The sequence below is a fragment of the Falcatimonas sp. MSJ-15 genome (assembly GCF_018918265.1).
Classification (GTDB): domain Bacteria; phylum Bacillota; class Clostridia; order Lachnospirales; family Lachnospiraceae; genus Falcatimonas.
Genome location: NZ_JAHLQC010000001.1, coordinates 50262 through 76259, shown reverse-complemented (window position 1 = coordinate 76259; position 25998 = coordinate 50262). Strand labels below are relative to the sequence as shown.

Sequence of the window (25998 nt, the reverse complement as noted above, 5' to 3'; positions counted from 1 at the left end):
CGATTCTCACATATTCTATCAAATTTTTTTTAAAAAAGTCAAGTCATTTTATCAGTTATTTAATTAAACTATATGCCAAACTAATACTCTTATACTGTTTGCAATTCGCCCTTATCTATATTATGCAACTGCTGCCATTGATGTAAAATCTGATACTGCTTTAACAATAAGTTCAAGTATAGTCTTTACAACAACTGTGCACATAGCAACAATATATCGACAGTCTCTCTCAACTGTACTCTTCTCCTGCATATACTCTTTATGCTTCTCTTCTATGAATTCACAAAGTTCTCTTACACTTTCTATCTTCTTAGAAGGATAGAACATCTCACATTCATTGCTCTTAACATAGCTCTTAAGACCATGTTTTAAATACTTCTCATAAATACAATGCTCTGAAAGACTTCCACCAAAATGTGTATTATGTGGAAATGTAAAATAATCTGCAATATAGTGTGTAATCTCACCAAGTCGTGTATAATATGTTGTCTTTATATCTTCAAATGAAAATGCCTCTTTAGAACATCTATCAATATATCCTTTTACCATATCAAACGTCTCATCAAAAGTATGTCTCTTAGTAACAAATGATGGTTTACAATCTGGAAGTATACTTCCTACTGCAAATGCTTTCTTATGCTCATCAAGCATCTGATTATCAACAGTATTAATTAAATAGTATGCAAGGCATATATGTGATTTTTTTCTCATTTCTTCTCCTTTTTAATGATAAAAACCCTATTTCACGCAACCGATTGTATTTTACATCTTTTTTTACTTATCTTCAATCATTTTTTTCTTAATACTTTATTAATTTTGTGTTATCCTATATTTATATTTTGCAATAATTGTTCTGTAATTATTCAAGATTAACTGTCAGCTTAACTTGTATATAATCTGACTTTGTTCACATTATCATGCTTAGAATCAATTGTTAAGCAGACACAATCATTGATATTGGTGACTAAATATATTTAAATATGCTTATGGAGGTTATTTTTATGGATAAAAAATATATCGATCTACATGTACATTCTACTGCTTCTGACGGAACTCTCACTCCAACAGAAGTCGTTAAACTTGCTGCAAGCGAAGGACTTAGTGCAATAGCTCTTACTGATCATGACACAATAGATGGAATTAAAGAAGCTATGTCCGCCGCTGGTGAATATGGAATTGAACTTATTCCAGGTATTGAATTCTCAACGGCATACGAAAAGCGTGAAGTGCATATGCTTGGTCTGTTCATAGATCCGGATAATTATGCTCTTAATGAAAAATTAAATGAGCTTGTTGCAACAAGAAACAACCGTAATGAACAGATGGCTGCCAATCTCAGAAATGCCGGTATTGACATTACAATACCAGCACTTACCGAAATGTTCCCTGATGCCATTATTACAAGAGCACATTTTGCACGATACATGTATGAAAAAGGATACATAAAAGATATCCGTCTTGCTTTTGACAAATATATCGGTGACGGAAGACCATGCTATGTAAGACGTGAAAAAATATCAGCAAAAGAAGTTATCGATCTAATTAAAAATGCCGGAGGAATTCCTATACTTGCGCATCCTTTATTATATGGATTTAACGAGCGTGAACTCAAAGAATGTGTGGCGACACTAACCCATACCGGTCTTGTTGGAATTGAAGCTATATATTCAAAAAACAAAGGCCTTGATGAGAGTAAAGTCCGTGCTGTCGCAAAAGCAAATTCACTCCTTATATCCGGTGGCTCTGATTTTCATGGTGCTAACAAACCGGGGCTCAATATTGGCACAGGTTATGGTCACCTTGCAATTCCTTATGAGATACTTGCTGAACTCAAAAAAGCTTTATAAGTTATCTTCTATTTTTTCTTATTTTTTGCTTTTTTGCAGGCTTTAATGCTGATTCTGCTTTTTTTATTGCTAACAATGATATTAATAACTGGACAAACATACTTATAGTTATCCAGTTATTAATAACTAACTCACTATGTATGCCTAGTGCATTAAGAGCTGTTGTTGTATTATAATCAACTTGTGACAATTCTGTCAGCCATGAGAAAAATGTGAATGCCGGATCAATCAATAATAAGAAGGCAAGTCCCGACAGATTGTAATTCTTAATTGTCTCTGAATTAGCAAGTATATTGGTCTTAATCAGATATATTCCCACAACTATAACTAGTATTCCTACATATATTCCCATAACCGTTCCATAAGATGCCACACCGGCACTTGATGTTCTCTTTAACACTGCTGAATACATTATTGATATACTTCCTATATATCCGGCAGATACAATCATTATAAGTGCCATAAGCATAAGCTGCGATAATGATACGCCACCAAAAGCAAATATAAGTGCAAGTATTGGAAAACTTGATATTATAAGAAGCATAATTGTTATTATTGAAGACATAAGCTTACCGGTAACTATCTTAAGTGGTGTCATTCTTGTAGTAAGAAGTATATCTAGAGTCTGTTTTTCTCTCTCTCCAGATATTGCACCTGAACTTATTGCCGGCACTATAAGTGCAACCATAACAAATTCTATAAATGCCATAACATAATACAGATTAAGCATTGATGAATAATCTACAACTCCTGTATATTTTGCTGTATTTATAATTGAATAGAATACTGCAAAACCAAATATTGACAATATCGCATTGAATATAAGGACTGTAACTATCATCTTTATCGAACGTGTCATCAACATATATTCTTTTTGAAAAACAGGATTAAGTCTTATCATAGTATCCTTTTCTCCTTCTCTTTTTTAGTTATATCCATAAATAGTCCTTCAAGATTTCTCTGCTCTCTTCCAAAGAAATTAATCATTGCACCTGTATCAATTATATTCTTAAGTAAAATACTCTCTGCTTCATTATTGCCATCAAATTCCACTTGTATCTTCCTGCCATTTATTGATATCGACTTGACTTCTTTTGTCTTCTTTAAAAGTGATATAACTTCTTCTTCTCTATCTACAACTTCTATCAAAAGTGGATTAAGATTATTTACTTTCTCAAGAATATTATCAATATTACCGGTAAGCACAAGCCTGCCTGCTTTTATGACTCCGAGCGAAGTACACATATCTGTCATCTCGTTTAATATATGAGAACTGACTATTATTGTCTTTCCTGTATCACTAAGTTCTCTAAGTAATCTCTTCATCTCATTTCTATTATATACATCAAGTCCTGAATATGGCTCATCAAGTACAAGAATCGGTGGATCTTGAAGTAATGTTCTTGCAAGGCAAAGCCTCTGTTTCATACCTCTTGACAACTGATCGACATACATATCTGCTTTTTCTAATAATCCTACACGTTCTAACAGATTATTTATCTTCTTAACTGTATCTCCATCGTATATATAATAAGCAGCACAATAGAATTCCATATATTCCATAACTTTAAGATTATCATATACTCCGAAAAAATCCGGCATATATCCAACTATCTCACTTATCTTCCTACGATTTTTCTGCATATCATTACCATCTATCGTAATCTTACCTTCATCAATATTAAGAAGTCCTGCCAATATCTTTAGAAAAGTCGTCTTACCTGCACCATTTGGACCTATCAGTCCAAATAATTCACCCTTATCTATATGCAGCGAAAAATTATCAAGTGCTTTAACATTCTTATATGACTTGCATACTCCATCTATATCAATCACTATACTCACCATCCTTCTCAACCGTTACTCCTATTGCAGGATAATAGTATCCTCTATATGTTGCCTGTGAGTCATCATCTGCTATAATTCTAACTGAAAACATACCACCTGTTGTATATGTATAACTGTTATATGTGTTAATATCATCACCTGTTATCTGTTCATACTCTCCTGTATATGTATTAAGAATATATATCTTTCCTTTAAATCTCTCGCTCTCCCAGGTATCTTCATTACATACATTCCAGTTAATATGTATATTATCTATTGTCACTCTAGCTCCTATATCAATATTAAGCTCTATTGCCTGTGTATATGCCTTATGACCATCAGCATCTATTGTACCTTCAACACATGATACATAATCATCTATATCATACATATATTTTGTATTATCTTCATAGGTATCAATTGCCATGTCAATTGAATACATAGTAATTCCATTAGTATCATAATCGCTTATACTCTGTGCATTAAATTTCTTCTTTTCTGCATCAAATGCTATAAATTGAGGATTCTTTTCTGCATCTTTACTATTATAATCAAGGAAATATTCAAGTATACTTCTTCTTTGTTCAGTTACCGTCTTTGACATATGGTTATCTTTATCCATATGCTGCATAACTGTACTATAAAGTGTCGTATCAATTGAATAGACTTCGCATTTTTCAAGATCTATCTCTTCATGTGCTTCAATATCACCAATATATACCATTACATTATTAATAATAAGCATTCCACATTCAAGTTTATGATCAAAACTGTTATATATAGTACCACTTATCCGTCCATTATAGTATTTTATCTCTCCAAAGTGCATATCAGTTTCTTCGCTGCTTCTCATTATCTTGAAATTCTTCTCATCAAATGATTTAACATTATTAATATCTATTGCATAGCAATCTGCTGTCCTTCGTCTTGTTATGCTTGGTTTTTCATATCCGGCTTCAGTTCCATCTTCATCTGAATTAACAAATTGAGGTTCAATATCATATTCACTATCGATTCCAAATGAGAATGGCCTTGATAATGAGTTTCGTATATTGAAAAATGATGTCTCTATCTCTGTGTCATTATTAATCTTAATAATTGTAGCATAATTAATAAAAGCATCTTCAAATCTCGTCTTTTTACCAATTATATATATAACAACTGTAAATATGCATGAAGTAACTATTATCACTGAAAAATAAAAATTCTTTTTCTTTTTATACAAATAATATATTCCTGGTCCTATAATGAACAGATACAATGCTATTATACCTGCATATAGCTCTATATTAGGTACATTCTCAATTATTATTGAGCTTAACATATTTGTTATACTCCAAAGGTTATTGAATCTGTTATAATATTCATTTGATACATTATTAACTACTTCATATCCTGCTGTAAGATTTATAAACTCGCCTGCGTTAGATGGTGAATATTCTAGCAACGACACAATATTATCATCTTCAAAATTAAACTCAAGAAATGTTACTCTTCCTGCTCCAAAGTATTTGGTCTGTATCGCACTTCTGTTTTCATTGCTACTATAAATATTCTGCAATGTTGCACCTTCTATATTAAGTTCATACATTGGAATTAACATCTGTCCCTCACCATCATAATCACCAATGAATGTGTCATAATAATTATTACCTGTATATTCCACATCAAACCAATTCTCAAACATAGGTATGGTTGAATTAACATATCTGCCAGTTCCTACTATAAGAATTCCTCCGTCATATACCCATTTTTTAATCGCTTGTACTGTCTGTGTTGTAAATGCTGATGTGTCGTAGTTATTTATGATTATAATATCAAACATATCAAGTATCTGATAATTCTTAATAGGAATCATTCCTGTTATCCCTATTACTTTTGAATCTGTCTCTGAAAAATATGCTACATTATCCTGTTCAAGGCAATTATACATATTGACATTTCTACTTATAACACCTATTGTAAGTGTTTCTGACAATATATTATCCGGTTCATTATCTATTGTTGCTGTACTTATTGTAACATTATTGCTATTTACGACTTCAAGCAACAAATCTATATCACTTTTTATAAATATTACTTCATTAATTATAATGTTTGAGTCTTTCTCTACTTCAATATCATATTCGTAAGAAAGAGTATCTTTTGAATCCATAACTTCTACTACTCTTACTTTGCCGGTAAATGTAGCACTACCTGAATTAGTAACAGTAATCTTAACAGGTACATTTCTATCTGTCTTATACTGTCCCTGAATTCCAAGTTCTCCTTCAATGTTTATTGTATTATTGTATGACTGTCCAACAGTTTCATAATCATATTGGCTCTCTGCATAGGCATTAAATGTCATTATTAAACACATTAAAAAACTTGCTATTATAATAATTGTTATTTTTTTTCTCATATTAAATCCCTATTCTCATATACATATTTTTCCTTATTATAATTAACACTTAAAGTTACATCAAATATTGTTCCATACAGATCACTTTGAACTACAATATCTCCTCCATGCATCATTGCTATATTTTTTGCAATTGCAAGTCCAAGTCCTGTTCCTCCTGTATTAGCAGATCTCGACTGTTCTACTCTGTAGAATTTGTTAAATACTTTATCTATATCTTCTTTTGGAATTACTTTCCCATAATTAATTACTGCAACATGAACTATATCATCTATCTTTCTTATTACAACTGATACTTTTTTGCCATCTTTTCCATATTTTATTGCATTATTAATAAGATTATCAAAAAGTCTGGCAAGCAAGTCACCATCTGCTTCAATCATTACCTGATTCTCTGTTGACTCAAGTGAATACTCAAGGCTGTTCTCCATAAAATTCGGATAGAATTCTTCAAGCAACTGTGCCATCAGTTTTACAATATCAACTTTGGCAATATTCATTGCTATTTTGCCATAGTTAAGTTTTGTAAAACCAAATAAATCTTCTATAAGTTTTTGAAGCCTAAGCGATTTATTATAAGCAACTTTAAGATATTTGTCTCTTGTCTCCTCCGGAATATTATTACCATTAACAAGAAGTTCCATATAACCAATTATTGATGTAAGTGGTGTTCTAAGATCATGTGCAACATTGGTTATAAGCTGATTTTTTGAACGTTCAACTTCTCTTTCATTATCCATAAGTTCGCTTATCTCGCCCATCATCTTATTAAGATTTTCTGCTATTATCGCAAACTCATCATTACCTTTTACGAGGATCTCTGTCTGAAAATCTCCTTGTGCAATTCGGTCTACGCCTTCTTTTATCATACCAATATAATTAATCATAGAATTCATCTGAAGTACCAGACTTACTGTGAATATTATTATTCCAAGTATTACATATATAAAGACTTCAAATGGTAACTTTTCTCCATAACTTTTGCTATATAATGATATCTGGCTGTTTCTATCTGAGCTTGTTATAAAATATATATTCAGTATAAGAAAGAATTCTACCATAACTGTTATTATAAAACTCTGTACTACATATATTAGTATCTTACCTTTTAATCCACTTTGAAATCTACTTTTCAATTTTGTAGCCAACCCCCCATACTGTAGATATAATCTTATTCTGACGTTCATCATCTTTTAACTTGGTTCTTAATCTTCTTATATGTACCATAACTGTATTATTTGCTTCATAAGTCTTCTCATTCCATACAGCTTCAAATATCTCATCTGTTGAGAATACACGTCCCGGATTTGAAGCTAAAAGTTTAAGTATATCAAATTCAAGTGGTGTCAGCTTTAGATCTTCTCCAAGAAAACTTACCCTTCTTATATTCTTATATATAACAAGTCCTCTTATTGATATCTCATTAACATTATCATCTGCTTTTCCCGGATTAAGTTTTGTATATCTTCTAATCTGCGATTTCACTCTTGCTAACAATTCTAATGGATTAAATGGCTTAGTTATATAATCATCTGCTCCTATATTAAGTCCTATAACTTTATCTATCTCTGTTGATTTTGCACTTACCATAATTACCGGAATATTATTACTCTCTCTTATTGTCGCACACATCTTAATTCCATCCATTCCGGGAAGCATTATATCTAACAGTACAAGCGATATATCGTTAACTTTAAGTATATCAAGTCCTTCTTCTGCACTTGTTGCTTTAAATACTCCATATCCTTCTCCTACAAGATATATCTCTATTAATTCTGCTATTTCAACTTCATCATCTATTACAAGTATATTTTCTTTACTCACTTTGCTCTCCTATCTAATCTGTTTTTTATGCATTTTCAGATTCTTCTTTATCAATGTATTACAATATATAATTTCCATATATAATATTAACATAATTTTGGCACTAAAGTCCTTAATTTTTTCATACAATTTTATTCTCATATTAACTACTCTTAAAGTTTGGCTTTTAATATTTCTACTTTAGTATTCTCTATTTTAGTATTCCTTTTCTTATAATGTATAAAGGCTTCGTACGAATTAGTACATATCAATTAATACAACACAAAAGTTGCTGATATATATTAATCTAACAAAGCCTTTATAATCATTTCTATTATAAATTTTTAATACTTATTCTTCTTTTTCGCTGTACATTGGTGTAAATGTACGTTCAGAATAATTTTCTGTTCTTTTTGTAGCTTCTATCGCTTCTGCTTCAAATGTTTCTTGTGAATTTACAGGTGATTTGCCTCGTCTGTCTACTTTATCATAAGTTCCATCCGGTCTTAATACATGTGCTTTCATATTATCAGCAAGCTGAACTTCAAGAATATGTATTACCTTCTCTTTTAGTTCTTCATCTTCAACCGGGAACATAATCTCAACTCTTTTATCAAGATTACGAGGCATCCAGTCTGCACTGCCCATATATACTTCTTCATTACCGCCATTATAGCAATAGAATATTCTGCTATGTTCAAGGAATACTCCTACTATTGAATGTACAGTTATATTATCGCTTATCCCTTGTATTCCTGGTCTAAGACAACATATTCCTCGCACAATAAGTTCTATTTTTACACCTGCCATTGAAGCTTTATAAAGCTCCATTATGATCTTCTTATCACAAAGTGAATTCATCTTCGCAACAATTCGTCCCGGCTTTCCTTCTCTTACATTCCTTATCTCTCTATTAATAAGAGTTATGAATTTATCTCTTAACCATATTGGTGCAAGTGCTAACTTGTTCCATGTAAGAGGTTCTGAATAACCAGACAGCATATTGAATACAGCTGTTGCATCTTCGCCTATTGGCTTTCTGCATGTTAAAAGACCAAGATCCGTATACAATTTAGCTGTTGCATCATTGTAATTACCAGTTCCAAGATGCACATATCTTCTAATTCCTTCTTCTTCTTTTCTTACAACAAGAGTTATCTTACTATGAGTCTTTAAACCTACAAGTCCATATATTACATGACATCCCGCTTTTTCAAGTTTTTTTGCCCATATAATATTATTCTCTTCATCAAATCTCGCTTTTAATTCTACAAGAACTGTTACCTGTTTGCCATTCTCTGCTGCCTGCTCAAGTGATGCAATAATAGGTGAATTACCACTTACTCGGTATAGTGTCTGTTTTATGGCAAGAACTTTAGGATCAACTGATGCCTGTCTGATAAAATCTACTACAGGATCAAATGTCTGATAAGGATGATGAAGAAGAATATCATTTCTTCTTATCTGCGTAAATATATCTTCTTCATGATTAAGTTCTACAACCGGCTGTGGTGTATATTTCTTATATCTTAAGTTATCAAAACCATCAAGTCCTGACAGCTTCATTAGAAAAGTAAGATCAAGTGGTCCATTAATTCCATACATATCACTTTCATCAATATCAAGCTCTTTTTTAAGAATCTTTAGTAATCTCTTATCCATATTCTCTTCATATTCAAGCTTGATTGCCTGACCCCACTGTCTCTTCTTAAGCTGTTTTTGTATCTCTTTTAACAGATCTGATGCTTCATCTTCATCAATTGACAGATCCGCATTTCTCATTATTCTAAATGGATGTGCACATATTACATTATAATTAAGGAAAAGTTTGTCTATATTTCTCTCTATAATCTCTTCAAGAAGTATAATTGTAACTTTTTCTCTGCCATCTGATAATTCTTCTGGTATCTCTATCATTCTTGGTAATACTGATGGAACCTGAACAGTTGCAAATTCAAGATCATCTCCACCCTTTTTATGTTCTATAAGTGCTGCTATATTAAGCGTTTTATTTCTTATAAGTGGAAATGGTCTTGATGAGTCTACTGCCATAGGCGTAAGAACAGGATATATATCTTCCATAAATATTCTGTCAACATACTCTGCCTGTTTCTTATTAAGTTCTTCATGCGAATCAATTATTTTGATCCCATCTTCTAAAAGCTGTGGTTCTAGAGATCTTTTGTATGTGCTATATTGCAATGATACAAGTTCATGTTCTTTTTTGCTTATATGACAAAGCTGGTCTGTTGGACGCATTCCTGCAATATCTTTCTTAGTATATCCTGCATGAACCATATCTTTTAATGATGCTACTCTTACCATTACAAATTCATCAAGATTCGATGCTGTAATACTTAGGAATTTTGCTCTCTCAAGTAGTGGAATATTCTTATCTCTGGCTTCAAAAAGAACTCGGTAGTTAAATTCCATCCAGCTTAATTCTCTATTTATATAATACTCAGGTTTTTCTAAATTCAATTCTTCCATAATTACAGTCCTCTCTTTTTCTTCAATACTGGTCTTATACCATATACTTCTTCAAAAAAATCTGCTTTATCTTTGAATAATCCCTGTTCAAGAGTAATATCATCCATTACTTTTGTAGTTATTACAAGTTCTTTTCCACTTAGATATGGTCTTATATCCTTAAACTTCTGCTTGTGACTTCTGTCTAACGCATTAGCTACTCTTAATATTGCTGTCAGCTTCACAAGTGTAAGATATGCATCCGTACTGATTCCCATATCATAGGCATCATCAAATCCAAATTCAACTGTATTATATTTTGCTATATAAGCTATTAGCTTTCGTTCTGCATGCGACAGCCCAATAATCTCTGTAGACATTATTATGTCATAAGAACTTTGTGCCGGTGCAGTAATACTTATAAATTTGCCACAATCATGAAGTATTGCTGCAATCTCAAGAAGAAGTCTCTCTCTTCTTCCAAGTCCATGATATTTCTTCATACTGTCAAATATCGCAATTACATTATTCTCAAGTGAATATGTGTGTGACTTATTACACATATATCTTTTTGCAATATTACGTGCTGCTGCGATAATATCTTCATTAAAATCATGTGAAAATGTAACTATCTTCTGCTGTTGTGCATATTCTGCCGCTATTCCTTCACACAAGCTAACTCCCGGAAGCCAGATTTTTTTTACTCCTGTAAGTTCAATTATCTTCTTATATATCATTGCACATGGCAGAATAAGACTTGAATATTCAACTGGTATATCAAGCTTCTCACTTATCTCTTCATTACTCATTCTTGAAAGGTTTCTATATTTATCCATGAATTCTTCACTTTCAATATAATCATTACCAGGCTCTTTATTGGCTTTTTTTACTATATAACCTACATAATCACCTGTTGCAATCATATTAGTCATCTCTTTATCTTTTATAAACATCTTCTTAAGAGTCTCCATGTCATTATCAACATATTCTTCAAGAATATTATTAAAATTGGCATTACTATAATCAAGTCTGTTGAATATTTCACGAACTCTTAGTGAACCAATTCTAACATTCTGTGTTGTTATAAGTGTTGATTTATCAAATATTGACATCTGCATACTACCTGCACCAACTTCAACAATTGTTGCCGGTTTTTCAATTATCTTATTGAATTCATTTTCCTTTAATGCAACTGCTTTGTATGTGAGAAATCTCTGCTCTGAATTACTAAGTATCTCAACATTAATTCCTGTCCTCATTCGTATTCTATCTACTATACTCTGACAGTTCTGTGCTTCTCTTAATGCACTTGTTGCACATGCTCTGTAATTGTCAACACGATATTCTTCCATTATCTTTTTAAAATCAGCAAGTACATCACATAATTCATCAATCTTCTCAAAGTTAATCTTTCTGTACGCATATGTATCTTTGCCAAGTTCAATAATATGACGCACACTATCAATCTCTTCTATGCCATGTCTTTTTGATATCTCATAGATCTTCATCTCTAACTCATACGAGCCTACATCAATTGCTGCAAAAAAATTAATCGCCATACACATCTCTCCTTAAGAATCAACTTCTAGAGAAGCTTTATATGCCTATGCCATATTAGTCATCCTGTTTACCAAGTAAGTAATTAATAAACTGCTGTGCTGTTCTTCCTGATAGTCCTCCATGGCTCAGCTCCCATTTATTAGCTTCTGCAAAAAGTTCATCTTTATCCATTTTTACATTATATTTTTCAGCAAGGACTTTAATTATATTCATATATTCCTTTTTATTAGGTGCTACATAGAATATTGAAACCCCAAATCTGGCAGATAATGATAATTTTTCCTGAACTGTATCTGATGCATGCAGATCATCACGTCTTTCTTCTTTATCACTAAATTTTTCTCTAACCAGATGTCTTCTGTTAGATGTTGCATATATTAGTACGTTGTCAGGACGTTTTTCAAGTCCGCCTTCTATTATTGCTTTAAGATATTTGTATTCTATCTCATACTCTTCAAAAGACAAATCATCCATGTATATTATGAATTTGTAATTTCTATCCTTTATCTGTTCTATTACATTAAACAAATCTCCAAACTGATGTTTTTGTATCTCAATCATTCGAAGTCCTCTGTCATAATATTCATTAAGTATCGCTTTTATACTTGAAGACTTTCCTGTTCCACTATCTCCAAACAACAATACATTATTAGCTCTTCTTCCTTCAATAAAAGCTTCCGTATTATCAGTAAGTTTCTTCTTCTGAAGTTCGTATCCTACAAGGTCAGACAGATATATATGTTCAATATTAGTTATTGGTTTTATTGTTACTTCATTATTATCTGTCACAACACGAAATGCTTTGTGAAGACCAATTTTGCCAACACCATAGTTCTTATAGAATTCTGTCACTATCTCAAGTATTGCATTAGCATCTTGTGCTTGTTCTATATCTTCAGCAAGCTTTATTATTCTGTCACGGACTCTTTTATTGAAATATTTATTTTTTTCGTTGGAATTCTCATATTGATATACAAATCTAAAACATTCTATTCCGAGGTATTCATCGACTTCATTGAGATCAAATGCAACCATCTTTTTAAAGATTTCCATATCATGTAATGCCATAAGTCTTGCACTTCCTGTAGCATTGCCATTACATTCTGCTGATTTTGAAAAAGCATTCTCTGAATTAGCAAGAATATAAGCTACAAAACAGTTCTTTAGATTACCTTTAAAACCTAATCTGTCTCCAAGTTCAGCAAGCTTATTCATACATTCAAAACACAGTCCTGCTATGTCTTCCATGTTATAATAGTCATCTTTGTAATTATCGATAATCCATGCTATATTATCGAATAGTTCCTCATCTTTAAAATCTCTGTATAATATTCTCTCATGTGCCTTCATGAATATTTCCTTCTTTCATTATTAATATTAACGCAAACAGTAAATAAAATCTACTGTTTTTTATCTGTAATTACCAAGCAATCTGTATGTTATAGCCTCAGAGCTTATTCCCCTAAGTGCATTCTTAACACTTGCATCTGTCAGACATCCTTCAAAGTCTACATAGAATCTTGAGCCAAAATTACCATCCATAAGTGGTCTTGATTCTATTCTTGTCATATTAAGACCATTATATATTATATGGCTTAACATGTTATAAAGACTTCCTGCTTCGTTTGGTGTCTCAAAGCATATACTTATCTTATCAGCATCTTTAGTAAACTGTGGTTTATTACTTACTATAACAAATCTTGTTGTATTATTACTATTTGTATTGATTGCTTCTTTTAATATCTTCAATCCATAGTTTCTTGCAGCAATCTTACTTGCTATTGCCGCCTGAGTCTTATCACCATCATCTTTTACTTTTCTTGCAGCAATGGCTGTATTAGCCAGACTTATCTGATTCCACTCTTTATGTTCCTCTAAAAATTCCTGACATTGCATAAGTCCCTGTGGATGTGAATATACAGTTCTTATGTCTGATATATCTGAATCTGCAGTTCCAAGCAATGCATGTTCAATCTTGACAAAAGTCTCTGCAACAATATAATTATCATATTCTTTTAACAGATCATAAGTATCATTGACAATTCCTGCACTTGAATTCTCGATTGGAAAAACTGCATAATCTGCTTTTTTATCTCTTAGTGCATCCATCGCTTCTCTGAATGTAACCACATTAAAATGATTAACATTCTCTCCAAAGTAGTTAATCATTGCCTGCTCACTATAAGCACCCGGAACACCCGGATATACAACTGTTATATCCTGTCTGTTTATGTCTTCAATCTTTTCTAATGGAACTTCATCATGTATATTATTCTCCTCTAAAAGTCTGTATTGAAGTTTTCTACTCATTGCCATTATCTGCATAAACAGTTCAGCTACTCCATGCTTCATAAAGTCATCTTCCACATAGCTTTTTACTTTTTCAATCTTGTCTTTTTCTCTTTTAGTGTCAAGCACTTGCTTACCTGTATTTATCTTATATTCTGCTACTTTTGAACAGATATCCATTCTCTTTAAGAACAGTTCAGTAATCTGCTTGTCTATTACGTCTATTTCATCTCTTAATTCTAATAAATCTATCATTATATCCTCCTTTTGCTTTGATACATTAACTCATTATACCACAGTAATCTTAATGTAACAAGTCAAGTATACTGTTTAAATCTCCGATAAAAAACTTAGCAGAATTAACTGCAAATAAAACGGAGGTTGATGCTTAAATGAATAAAAAGAAAATAGTTATTACAATAATTATTCTAGTTCTTATAACTGCTGCTATTGGTACAGCCATATTTTTTTATAATAAAATTAAAAACACGCCTTTCCCAGATACAGCCACTGGTAACACTGCCGGCAACTTGTATAACAGTGGTCTGTTTTGTGAATATAAGGATAAAATATATTTTTCTAATCCTTCCGACAAAGGTCGTCTATACAGAATGAATCCTGATGGAACAGGTGCCAAGCTTATATCTAAAGATACCACAAGTTATATCAACATCTATGATGATAAGATATTCTATCTTAGGAATAATTCTAAATCATCTGACAGTGTCTTTAAGAATATGCTCTATGGTATATGTGTCTCCGATCTAAAGGGTGACCACTTATCAGTACTTCATCCTGAGATTACCGGTACAGTAAGTCTATGTGGTAATTACATATATTACAAACATTACGATGATGAGACTACTTTGACTTTATATAAGATGAAGAGAGATGGAAGTGATAACCACATTATAAGTGATGACAATATAGATCCATCATGTGTATACAATGGCAACATCTATTTTTCTGGTATATCATACGATCATAGTATATATGAGCTTAATACCCAAACAGATTATTTTAGTTCTGTATACAATGGCAATTATTATATGCCAATCTATACAGGTTCTTGTTACTACTATATCAATCTGTCAGGTGGATATACTCTTGAAAAATATGATACAACTAATAACATGACTAATATCCTTACAAGTGGTGGCAAAGTTACAACTTATAACCTTTACAATGATACTATATATTTCCAACTTGAAAAAGGTGATGAATCAGGCATATATAGAATGACCAGCGATGGACTTAATATTGAACTCGTAGCTTATGGTCATTATAAAAATATTAATTGTACATCTAAGTATACTTACTTTATGAAATACAATAATAAAATTGACTTATATCGCACTCCAACTAACGAAGCTGTTAATGTTGAACTTGTGACAATCAAATAATTATATTTGTCTTCACTATTTAGAATTTAGATATAGAATCAAAAAGCCTCAACTGATAAAATCTATTATAAAAGAATTTATCAGTTTGAGGCTTTTCTTAATTCTATTTTTTCTAAATCACTTAGTAAACAGGCATTATTCTATCATATTAACTCGTACAATTTTATCAGGTATATCTTTATGTTCTCCGATGAATTTTTCCATCCATACCATATCATACCACTTATCAAGTTTGTATGCACAGTTAGTAAAATGTCCTATCGTCTTATATCCCATCTTTTCATGGAATGCTATGCTTGCAGGATTAGGATATGCTATACATGCATACATATTCTTATAATTACGTTCTTTTAGTATCTTCTCAACTTCTTCATATAGTTTCGTTCCTATTCCACTTTTTCTAAGTTTCATATCTATATATATAGAAGTCTCAACAGACCAATCGTAAGCCGGTCTCTCATGGAACTTTGATATATATACATATCCGGCTATTCTGCCATCAACTTCTGCTACAAGATATGGATATGACTTAACTGTATTAAGTATTCTCTGCAAAAATTCTTCTCTTGTCGGTGGTATATATTCAAATGATACTGCTGTCTCTGTTACATAAGGTGCATATATTGCCAAAAGTTCATCTACATCTTCATAAGGACGAACTGCACGTATTCTTATATCTTTCATTAACTATTTCCTCTTTATCTGTGCTAAAAAAGAAAATGAACCAAATACTATTACAGCTCCATTTGTTCCCGCCAATCTCTTAGCCATTGCAAATGCTTTATCATAATCATATCCATATGACAATGTTACTGTCATATCTTCATTACTATTATTGTCAATAAATCTCTTTGTACCGTCATCTGCTTTTAAAGCACTAAATATCTTTCTATAAACTTTTTGTAATTCTTCTGAATCAAGCCCTCTTTCTGTCGGTGGAGTCACTGTGATTACTTTGTTTGAAACTTCACTCATAATATTCGCAACTTTTGTATAATCCTTGTCTTTAAACATCCCTGTAAGAAGTATAACATCCCTATCCTTATATTCTTCTTTTACATAATCTCTTAATGCCTGTGCAGCTGCCGGATTATGTGCACCATCTATTATTATATCCGGTTCTGTTCCTATCTTCTCTATTCTTCCAGGAAGGATCATATTAAAAAGCCCTGTTTTTATTAATTCTTCATCTATCTGTTTATAATAATATTTTTCTTTTAGTACTCTAACAGTCTCAATAGCAAGTACTGCATTTTCTATCTGTTTTTTTCCATACATCTTAAGTCTTATTCCTGATATATCTTTATAATCAAAGGTACCATCCTCATTATGTACTATATCTTTTATATCTGGAATAATAACATTCGCATTATTATCATAAGCTGTCTTTTTAATTACATTAACAGCTTCTTCTTTCTGATCTAATGCACATGTTACAACGCTGTCCTTTTTGATTATTCCGGCTTTTGCATGTGCTATTGCATCAATTGTATCTCCAAGAAATGCACTATGATCAATACTTATTGGTGTAATCACACTTACAAGTGTACTTTTTGTCACATTAGTAGCATCAAGGCTTCCACCCATTCCAGTCTCTATAATAGCTATATCAACATTCTTATCATAAAAATACTGATATGCAATTGCTGTCTCTATCTCAAAACTTGTTGGCCATATATCCTTATCATTAACTTGTTTAACAGCTTCTATAACTTTGCTTCCAACTGATGCATATTCTTCTTTGCTTATATTCTGTCCATTGATTCTATATGCTTCATAATAGTCAAATACTGCCGGTGATGCAAACAATCCTACCTTATATCCTGATGTTTGGCATATTGATTCAATATATGCAGATACTGAACCTTTAGCATTAGTTCCTGCCACATGAACAATTTTTATTTTATCCTGAGGATTACCAAGTTCATCAAGCAACATCTTAATTGATGTTAATCCTAATATACTTCCTCTCACTTTAATATTATCAATATATCCTCTTACTTCATCGCAAATCATAATTCATCACACGCTTTCTCTATGCTATTCTTAGTTTGTTAAATGTGTCTTTGCCAATTATAGTTCATCACATACCTGGAATATATAGAATTTTAGATATAATGATTCATCTGCTGCCCATAATATTGGATGATCTGCTGCCTGTGTTCTGTATTCTATCTGTCTTAATCTCTTATGGCAACTCTTTGCAGCCTGTGCAATTGTTGATGTAAATAATTCAGGTGTCATAAAATGTGAACATGAACAAGTTGCAAGATAACCATTATTCTTAACTAACTTAAGCCCTCTCATGTTGATCTCACGATATCCTTTTATAGCATTCTTAACTGAATTTCTTGATTTTGTAAACGCAGGTGGATCAAGAATTACAACATCGAATTTTTCTCCTTTTTCTTCATAAGATGGAAGAAGATCAAACACATCTGCACATTCAAATCTTACGATATTCTCAAGTCCATTAAGCTTTGCATTCTCTGTTGCCTGATTAACACCTAATTCAGATGCATCAACGCCTATTACTTCTCTTGCTCCGGCTGCTGCTGCATTAAGTGCAAATGAACCTGTATGTGTAAAACAGTCTAATACTCTTGCATCTTTACACAATGGTCTTATTGCTGCTCTGTTATATTTCTGATCTAAGAAAAATCCTGTCTTTTGTCCTTCTTCTACATCTACGATGAATTTTACTCCATTCTCCACAATCTCAACTTTTGTATCAAATTCATCACCAATGAATCCTTTTATTCTCTCCATGCCTTCCTGAGTTCTAACTTTAGCATCACTACGTTCATATACTCCACGAATTGGCATTCCCATCTCTTTAAGATGTTTTTTCAGACTATCTACTATTGTAGTCTTAAATCTGTCAATTCCAAGTGCAAGTGATTGCACTACAAGTACATCTGCAAATTTGTCTACTACTATTCCCGGTAAGAAATCTGCTTCTCCGAATATAAGTCTGCATGATGACATATCAACTACTTTGCTTCTATATTCAAGACAATTACGTACTCTAAGATCAATAAATTCATCATCTATCTTCTGTTCTTTTACTCTTGACATTAATCTTACTGTTATCTTTGATCTTGTATTAATGAATCCTCTTCCCATAAAATATCCGTCAAAATCAAGTACTGTAACAATGTCTCCATTCTCAAATTCTCCTTCAATCTTATCTATCTCATTATCATAGACCCACATTCCACCAGACTTAATTGTTCGGCCTTCACCTTTTTTTAATATTACAGCTGCTTCCATTCTCAAATTCTCCTTTTAAAAAACAACATTTTGCCTGCGTTACATTATAACACATGTACCTGCTTCTAACAATTTACAAATTAATAAAAAATAGTATCCTGTTCATAAACCTCCTGTTCATAAATGTCATAAACCATTGTCAACTACCCACCACCTAAAGATAGTTGGTCTATGCCTATGACAAACGAGGATTTTATATATGAAATTATTAATCATAATACATATATCACATATTTTCTACATATATCAAAAACTCCTAAGCAGATTGTGATTATTCATCTTATCTACTTAGGAGATATCATATCATCTTGATATTTCTATGCTAACATATTAATTATATCTATTCATGTCTTAATGCTTCAATTGGATTAAGATTAGCTGCTTTGATTGATGGAAGAAGTCCAAATACTACACCAATTACCATTGAGAATACTACTGATATCACAATTGCCGGAACACTTATTCCAACTGGCATATCTGATATCTTTGATACTATATTGGCAAGTATAATTCCTGCAAGCACACCTATAAGTCCTCCAAAGCTTGTAAGTACTGCTGCTTCTGTAAGAAACTGTCCAAGAATCCTTGATTTTTTAGCACCAATTGCTTTTTTTAGACCAATTTCTTTTGTTCTCTCTGTTACAGATACAAGCATAATATTCATTACACCAATACCACCTACCAAAAGTGATATACTCGCTATCCATATAAGCTGCTGATTAGTTGATGCACTAAGTCTTTGAAGTTCTTTTGCCTGCTCAAGCAAATCCTGTGCCTTATATTTTATTGTTGAATCAACAGGATTAATACTATCATTCAAAGTATCTTCCGCAATCTTACCTGCCGCTGTCATATCCTCTGTTGAAACAGCCTTTACTACCATATTCTGTGGTTCATCAAAGTTATATACAACTGGCCATGTTCCTGATGGAATGAATACTGTTCCTGCTGCATCATCATTAACATAAGTATAATAATCGTTAAGAGATTCTATCGTTGGTTCAAAATCATCTGATTTATCAACAACGCCTACTATTGTAAAAGCTTCATTACCAATCTCTACTATCTTTCCAACTGGATCATCACTTGCAAAAAGTGTTTTCGCTGCAACTGAATCTACTATTGCCACTTTTGAAGAATTATTATCTCTGTCTGCAAAAAGTCTTCCATCCTGAAGCACATAGCCACATGTTGCAAAATATGCACTGTCTGTTCCGATTATCTTTCCATAAGACAGCACTACATCATTATAATATACAGAACCATTTCTTACGTTATAAAGCGCTGCATTGCTTACACTTTCATCTGCTTTTATCTTATCAAGAATGTCTTGTGTAATAACACCGACTCCAGCCGGTATTCCATTATATTCTATCTCATACGTCCATGTTCCCTGATATAATTGTACTTCAACTGTATTTCCACCGGAACCTACAAGATTCTGCTTTATCTGTTCATTAGTTCCTTTTATTGTTGATACTATTGCAATAATTGCTGCAATTCCTATAATAATACCAAGCATTGTGAGAAATGATCTCATCTTGTGTGACCAGATGCCCTGAAAGGACAGTCTAATGTTTTCTATCATATTTCCATCCTCCTGCTATTTATATAAATCTTCAATGTCTGCATCTTTTGTCTTTACACCGGCTTTTACATCTTTGCCATAAGGAAATGCAAGTTTATCATCTACTGTTACGCCATCAATGATCTCTACTGAAGATCCATAGAATGTCTTACCTGTTGTTATATATCTTTTTTCAAGTACTCCTGATTCATCTGCAGCATATACATAATATTTACCTGCTTCATCTTTTATCATATATTTTGGCAGATATAACTTATCACTTTGTGATGTATCATCACTGCTATTGAAACTTAATTCAGCATAATCTCCTGCCTTTAGCCCTTTAGTATCTGCAATGAATGCTACAAATGGATAATATGAAACATTAGGATTACCATCACCATTATATGCATTAGCATTACTCTCTGGATATTCTGATATCTCAACAATCTTAGCTGTAAAAGATGTACCACTGCCTGACCAGCACATTCCTGATACTTCTTCGCCTACACTTATTGTATCAAGTGCAAGTTCACTTATATATCCTGTAATATAATAACCATCTGCACTATTCACAACAAGAAATGGTTCTGTCGCATCTGTTGTATTACTATCCTTTAACGTCTTAACAACACCACTTACTGTACTCTTTACAGTATAAGACTCAATTTCTTTTTGCTTTTTCTGTATAGTAAGTTCCTGATCTTTTATATCAAGCTGTAATTTACTTATCTCTTGATTTTTTTCTGTGATCTTCTTATTAAGCTCATCTTTTGTATATGATGGTGTATCTGGAGTAATTATATCATCTGTATTATCTCCATTATCAGGAATAGTTATATCATCTCCATTAGATGGATCATCATTTGATGGTTCATCTCCGTTATCAGGTATTACCGGTTCATTATTGTTATCAGGTGTTGGTGTAACACCTTTTTTGCTAACAACATACTCTCCACCTTTTGTGAATTCGGCTGTTATATAGTAACTTCCTGATACTTCTATACTATCTGAACCACTTATCGTAATTCCATTATCAAACTCACCTGACAGATTAAGTTTTAATATTGCTTTTACAGGAAGTACCTGCTGTGCAATATTAACTGTAACCTGACCTGGTTCATTACTCTTAGTAGTAACATCTATATTAAAATCCCCTGCATCCTGTGTTGCTAATCCTGTTAATCGCCATGAGTATGATAATGTTCCAAGTACTGTTCCACCTTCATATACTTCAAATGATGCATACTTTCCTAAATCCCCAAGTTTTTTTAAAAGTTCTGCTTTTACAACTGCTCCATCTTCACACATATATCTGTATGGATCTGCATTCGTTCCACTTCCTGCAAATGCTTCTGTTGTCGTATCTACAATAGATACCGGACCAGTCACTGCTTTTTCAGTATTAACTTTTATGTCTGACTGATCCTCACTATTGTTTGTTACCGCTTTTCCTGTAACCGGAATATCGTTAGCTGTTTTTACAGCATTATCAGCATATATCTCACTTTTTGTACCATTGTCAGCTGTCACCGGTGTAATCTTTTTTAGTTCTGTAAGTTCATTATTTTTCTTGACAAGATCCTGTTTATACATCTCAAGATTATTCTGGCTCTCTGACAATTCAAGTTCTAATAATGTTGTATCATATTTCAAAAGTACATCCCCAACTGTAACTTGATCTCCTGCATTTACACATACTTCTTTTACAAGCTTCTCTTTATCAGCATATATCTCCTGGCTGAGATCACTTCTTATACTTCCATAAGACGACTGCCCTTCATCCCAGACTGATTCTTTTATATCACTTACACTATATACTCCAACTGTTTTATTTCCATCTTTGTTCTTTTTATATAAAAATATTCCCCCACCTATAAGTCCTGTTACTAATACTATACTTAGCAGGACAGCTATTACTTTTTTCATTACGCATCCACCTCTTCCCTGTGAATTATCTTATTGCCCTTCTCATCTTCATCATATAATTCACCATCTTTAATGTGAAGAATTCTGCCTGCATGTTCCGCTATATCTCTTTCATGTGTTATCATAACAATTGTTGCTCCCTCTTCGTTAAGTTTATGAAAGAGTTCCATTACCTGTTCGCCGGATTTAGAATCAAGTGCACCTGTCGGCTCATCTGCAAGTATTATTTTAGGATTATTAACTATTGCTCTTGCTATAGCAACTCTCTGATTCTGTCCACCAGACATCTGTGTCGGTTTAAAATCTATTCTTTCTCCAAGTCCAACTCTCTCAAGAGCAGCTGTGGCAATACGTCTTCTTTCTTTTTTTGGTACACCTGCATATAATAACGGAAGTGCAACATTCTCTACTGCTGACTGTCTCTGCATAAGATTAAAACTTTGGAATACAAATCCTATGCTATTAAGTCTTACTTCTGACATCTGTTTATCTTTATAATCAAGGATATTCTCTCCTGCTAACTTGTATATTCCACTTGACGGTTTGTCAAGACATCCTATTATATTCATAAGTGTTGTCTTACCTGAACCTGAAGGTCCCATTATCGCTACATATTCGCCTTCCTCTACCTGAAGTGATATGTCTTTTAGAACTGGAACTTCCATCTTGCCCTGCTGATAATTTTTATATATGTTCCTAAGCTCTAATATCATATACATTCACCTCCGGTTTTAAAGACATATCATTGTTTCCGGCATCGTCTTCCATCTTCTTAGTCTTTGTTCCCTCTTCAAACCAATCTTCTGGAAATGCTATGTAATCATCTGTTGACAATCCGTCTTTTATCTCATACTGTCCCATTGTCTCATCATAATCGCCAAGTGTTACTTTTCTCTTCTCAAGTGTTCCTTTTGAAGTTTCTGCCCATACATAAGCATTATCTTCACTTTCTTTTACTACATACCAATCATATATCCATATACCTGTCTTTGCTGTAATTCCCTGTCCTGCAAGATCTTCTCTTACATATACATGTTGTCCTAACATAAGTCCATCTGCTCCATCAAGTGTTACATAGAAGTTGTATTTAGTTGACTTCACTGATGAATCATCAGAACCATACATATTATCATTAGAGGATACCGGATTCTCTTTATCTATTGATTCTATTGTTCCAGTCCATGTCTTAGTTGCATCTGCTCTTGACTGAACTATAACTTTATCACCTGTATTAATCTCATATACATTCTGTTCATTAATAGTTCCTTTTACACGAAAATCTCCTGTTGCCAGAATTGTCATAAATGGAAGTTCTTCTCCTGTCTGATTATCTACTCCACCATTTTGATTAATTGACTTTATAATTCCAGACATTGTACTCAATACAGCTGTATTATTTAATGAATCATTAAGTTTTTGTATTTCTAATTCTTTAACTGTTTTATTGTATTCTTCTTTTTTCTGATCTATCTGTGCTGCCTGAATCTGAGTTGTATATGACAGCTTTTCACTTTCTGGAGCTGTCTGTTTATCCTTTTCAAGTTGTGCAATCTGTGATGTATATGAACTTATATTATTGTTAATTCTCTCAAGTTCAAGATTAGCCTGTGATATATTAAGTGCTATATCTTCTGTATCATATGAAAACAAGGGTGTATTTATATCAACTGAATCCCCTACAGATACAAGTATTTCTTTTACTTTTTTTGTTGAATCTACTTTTATATTCTCTGTCTTTTGTGGCTCTACAACACCAGAAAAGTTATTCGCAATTCCTTCTTCCCCAACTGAACCTGTTATATCTGCAACTGATTCTACATAAGCTTTTTCACCATTGTCCGAACCACCTGCACTTTTTTGTACTGCAAACCATATTCCTGTTCCAACTACTGCCACAGCTACAACTGCTGCAACTGTAATAATAATTTTTTTTCTCATAGACGACCTCCGCATATTTTTTATTAATACCATATTATCATACAACTTTTCAAAAGACTTTTAGGTTTTATTAAGATTTCTTACTTTTTTCTTACAATTTTTTACTTTTTTTGTAAGTTTTGAATTTTCATATCCTTTTCTACTAACATAACTAAAAAAAGCACAGGCTTTCTATTATTAAAAACCTGCACTTTTTACTTTTCTTCGTTGAAAAACTTATATATTTTCTTAAATTTACTTAATCTTTATCCTAGAACATAATTAGCATCCTGCTATATTCTATTCATATAATGGATACTTATCTGTTAAACTCTTTACAAGTCTCTTTGCTTCTTCTGCATTAGCTTCCGGATTCTTAACTGCAAGTGATATTGCCTCTGCAACAACATCCATATCTTCTGTATTAAATCCTCTTGTTGTTACTGCTGGAGTTCCAAGTCTTATACCACTTGTTACAAATGGTGATGCTGGATCATTAGGTATTGTATTCTTATTACATGTGATATGAACTGAATCAAGAAGTTTTTCACATTCCTTACCTGTTACATTAACACTTGTAAGATCAACTAACATAAGATGATTATCTGTACCACCAGATACAAGTTTAAATCCTCTATTTAAAAGTCCTTTTGCAAGTGCCTGTGCATTGTCAATAACATTCTTCTGGTATACTTTAAAACTGTCATCTAATGCTTCTTTAAAACATATTGCCTTACCTGCTATAACATGCATTAAAGGTCCACCCTGAATTCCTGGGAAAATAGCTTTGTTGAAGTTGAATTTTTTAGCATTTTCTTCTGAACAAAGAATCATACCACCTCTTGGTCCTCTTAATGTCTTATGTGTTGTAGTTGTTGTAACATGTGCATATGGAATTGGACTCATATGAAGTCCTGCTGCTACAAGACCTGCTATATGTGCCATATCTACCATAAGATATGCACCAACTTCGTCTGCTATCTCTCTAAAACGTTTGAAATCAATCTCTCTTGCGTATGCACTTGCACCTGCAACAATAAGTTTTGGTCTGCATTCTTTGGCTATTCTTAATACTTCATCATAATCGATATATCCTTCATCATTAACTCCATAAGGAACAATATTAAAATATGTACCTGAGAAGTTAACTGGGCTTCCGTGTGTAAGATGTCCACCATGTGCAAGGTTCATACCCATTACTGTATCACCTGGCTTTACCATTGCAAACCATACTGCCATGTTAGCCTGTGCTCCTGAATGTGGCTGAACATTGGCATATTCACATCCAAATAGTTTTTTTGCTCTCTCAATTGCAAGATTCTCTACTATATCAACATATTCACAACCACCATAATATCTCTTTCCTGGATATCCTTCAGCATACTTGTTAGTCAGGTAACTTCCCATTGCTGCCATTACAGCTTTACTTACAATGTTCTCTGATGCTATTAACTCAATGTTCTCTCTCTGTCTGTTTAATTCTTTACTCATAGCATCTGCTATTTCTGGATCATAATTTTTAATTTCATCGAATGAATACATATTTGTTTCCCTCCATTTTCTCAATTGCTTTTTCTCAATTATAACACATACTTTACAAATTTAAATAGGCAAATGATTTTTTTTGTTTTTTTTTGTTTTTTATGGATTTTTCATTATATTCTTGACTTTTATTCTATATTTGCTTTATTATTTTTAGATGCAGAATTG

20 protein-coding genes are annotated in these 25998 nt (G+C 32.5%); 2 read left to right on the top strand and 18 right to left on the bottom strand.

The window, feature by feature from the left end; translation table 11 throughout:
• Nucleotides 1-120: 120 nt before the first annotated feature.
• The gene (locus tag KQI85_RS00285) at nucleotides 121-711 is read right to left on the bottom strand and encodes a zinc dependent phospholipase C family protein (RefSeq protein WP_216574044.1); all 591 of its coding nucleotides are present in this window, start codon (nucleotides 709-711) and stop codon (nucleotides 121-123) included.
• A gap of 290 nt (nucleotides 712-1001) precedes the next feature.
• Between KQI85_RS00285 and KQI85_RS00280 the strand changes: the two genes are divergently transcribed.
• The gene (locus tag KQI85_RS00280; RefSeq protein ID WP_216574043.1) at nucleotides 1002-1847 is read left to right on the top strand and encodes a PHP domain-containing protein; all 846 of its coding nucleotides are present in this window, start codon (nucleotides 1002-1004) and stop codon (nucleotides 1845-1847) included.
• 1 nt (nucleotide 1848) lies between these two features.
• Here the strand turns inward: KQI85_RS00280 and KQI85_RS00275 are convergent, their stop codons facing one another.
• The 9 genes from KQI85_RS00275 to pheA all read right to left on the bottom strand — a co-directional run bounded on the left by KQI85_RS00275 (nucleotide 1849) and on the right by pheA (nucleotide 14454).
• Entirely contained in the window at nucleotides 1849-2748 is a 900-nt protein-coding gene (locus tag KQI85_RS00275) for an ABC transporter permease (protein WP_216574042.1), read from the bottom strand.
• Nucleotides 2745-3683, bottom strand: a complete 939-nt coding sequence (locus tag KQI85_RS00270; RefSeq protein ID WP_216574041.1) for an ABC transporter ATP-binding protein — start codon at nucleotides 3681-3683, stop codon at nucleotides 2745-2747. The genes KQI85_RS00275 and KQI85_RS00270 overlap by 4 nt, the downstream gene beginning before the upstream one ends.
• Nucleotides 3676-6078 (bottom strand): hypothetical protein, encoded by a 2403-nt coding sequence (locus tag KQI85_RS00265; protein WP_216574040.1) that lies wholly within the window; start codon nucleotides 6076-6078, stop codon nucleotides 3676-3678. The genes KQI85_RS00270 and KQI85_RS00265 overlap by 8 nt, the downstream gene beginning before the upstream one ends.
• The gene (locus tag KQI85_RS00260; protein WP_253293686.1) at nucleotides 6075-7214 is read right to left on the bottom strand and encodes a cell wall metabolism sensor histidine kinase WalK; all 1140 of its coding nucleotides are present in this window, start codon (nucleotides 7212-7214) and stop codon (nucleotides 6075-6077) included. Before KQI85_RS00260 ends, KQI85_RS00265 begins: the two co-directional genes overlap by 4 nt.
• The gene (locus KQI85_RS00255) at nucleotides 7204-7902 is read right to left on the bottom strand and encodes a response regulator transcription factor (RefSeq protein WP_216574039.1); all 699 of its coding nucleotides are present in this window, start codon (nucleotides 7900-7902) and stop codon (nucleotides 7204-7206) included. Before KQI85_RS00255 ends, KQI85_RS00260 begins: the two co-directional genes overlap by 11 nt.
• 330 nt (nucleotides 7903-8232) lie before the next feature.
• The gene (locus tag KQI85_RS00250; RefSeq protein WP_253293685.1) at nucleotides 8233-10371 is read right to left on the bottom strand and encodes an RNA degradosome polyphosphate kinase; all 2139 of its coding nucleotides are present in this window, start codon (nucleotides 10369-10371) and stop codon (nucleotides 8233-8235) included.
• A gap of 2 nt (nucleotides 10372-10373) precedes the next feature.
• Complete coding sequence (locus tag KQI85_RS00245) at nucleotides 10374-11909, bottom strand: exopolyphosphatase (RefSeq protein ID WP_216574038.1); 1536 nt, start codon at nucleotides 11907-11909, stop codon at nucleotides 10374-10376.
• Between the two features lie 55 nt (nucleotides 11910-11964).
• Nucleotides 11965-13260, bottom strand: a complete 1296-nt coding sequence (locus KQI85_RS00240; protein ID WP_216574037.1) for an ATP-binding protein — start codon at nucleotides 13258-13260, stop codon at nucleotides 11965-11967.
• A gap of 60 nt (nucleotides 13261-13320) precedes the next feature.
• The gene (pheA, locus tag KQI85_RS00235) at nucleotides 13321-14454 is read right to left on the bottom strand and encodes a prephenate dehydratase (protein ID WP_216574036.1); all 1134 of its coding nucleotides are present in this window, start codon (nucleotides 14452-14454) and stop codon (nucleotides 13321-13323) included.
• 137 nt (nucleotides 14455-14591) lie between these two features.
• Here pheA and KQI85_RS00230 point away from each other — a divergent pair, with 137 nt between their 5' ends.
• The gene (locus tag KQI85_RS00230; RefSeq protein WP_216574035.1) at nucleotides 14592-15602 is read left to right on the top strand and encodes a DUF5050 domain-containing protein; all 1011 of its coding nucleotides are present in this window, start codon (nucleotides 14592-14594) and stop codon (nucleotides 15600-15602) included.
• Nucleotides 15603-15737: 135 nt separating this feature from the next.
• On the opposite strand, the gene KQI85_RS00225 is transcribed toward KQI85_RS00230, so the two are convergent.
• The 8 genes from KQI85_RS00225 to glyA all read right to left on the bottom strand — a co-directional run bounded on the left by KQI85_RS00225 (nucleotide 15738) and on the right by glyA (nucleotide 25830).
• Complete coding sequence (locus KQI85_RS00225) at nucleotides 15738-16286, bottom strand: GNAT family N-acetyltransferase (RefSeq protein WP_216574034.1); 549 nt, start codon at nucleotides 16284-16286, stop codon at nucleotides 15738-15740.
• 3 nt (nucleotides 16287-16289) lie between these two features.
• Nucleotides 16290-17618 carry a folylpolyglutamate synthase/dihydrofolate synthase family protein gene (locus tag KQI85_RS00220; RefSeq protein WP_216574033.1) on the bottom strand — a complete coding sequence of 443 codons (1329 nt, stop codon included), beginning with the start codon at nucleotides 17616-17618 and terminating at the stop codon, nucleotides 16290-16292.
• A 57-nt stretch (nucleotides 17619-17675) separates the two neighbouring features.
• Nucleotides 17676-18875 carry a class I SAM-dependent rRNA methyltransferase gene (locus KQI85_RS00215; protein WP_216574032.1) on the bottom strand — a complete coding sequence of 400 codons (1200 nt, stop codon included), beginning with the start codon at nucleotides 18873-18875 and terminating at the stop codon, nucleotides 17676-17678.
• 340 nt (nucleotides 18876-19215) lie between these two features.
• Complete coding sequence (locus tag KQI85_RS00210) at nucleotides 19216-20463, bottom strand: ABC transporter permease (protein WP_216574031.1); 1248 nt, start codon at nucleotides 20461-20463, stop codon at nucleotides 19216-19218.
• A 15-nt stretch (nucleotides 20464-20478) separates the two neighbouring features.
• Nucleotides 20479-22371: a biotin/lipoyl-binding protein gene (locus KQI85_RS00205; RefSeq protein ID WP_216574030.1), complete on the bottom strand. Its 1893-nt coding sequence runs from the start codon at nucleotides 22369-22371 to the stop codon at nucleotides 20479-20481.
• Nucleotides 22371-23084, bottom strand: coding sequence for an ABC transporter ATP-binding protein (locus KQI85_RS00200; protein ID WP_253293684.1), 714 nt, complete (start codon nucleotides 23082-23084; stop codon nucleotides 22371-22373). Before KQI85_RS00200 ends, KQI85_RS00205 begins: the two co-directional genes overlap by 1 nt.
• Entirely contained in the window at nucleotides 23068-24309 is a 1242-nt protein-coding gene (locus tag KQI85_RS00195; RefSeq protein WP_216574029.1) for an efflux RND transporter periplasmic adaptor subunit, read from the bottom strand. Before KQI85_RS00195 ends, KQI85_RS00200 begins: the two co-directional genes overlap by 17 nt.
• Before the next feature lie 279 nt (nucleotides 24310-24588).
• The gene (gene glyA, locus KQI85_RS00190) at nucleotides 24589-25830 is read right to left on the bottom strand and encodes a serine hydroxymethyltransferase (RefSeq protein ID WP_216574028.1); all 1242 of its coding nucleotides are present in this window, start codon (nucleotides 25828-25830) and stop codon (nucleotides 24589-24591) included.
• Nucleotides 25831-25998: the final 168 nt, after the last annotated feature.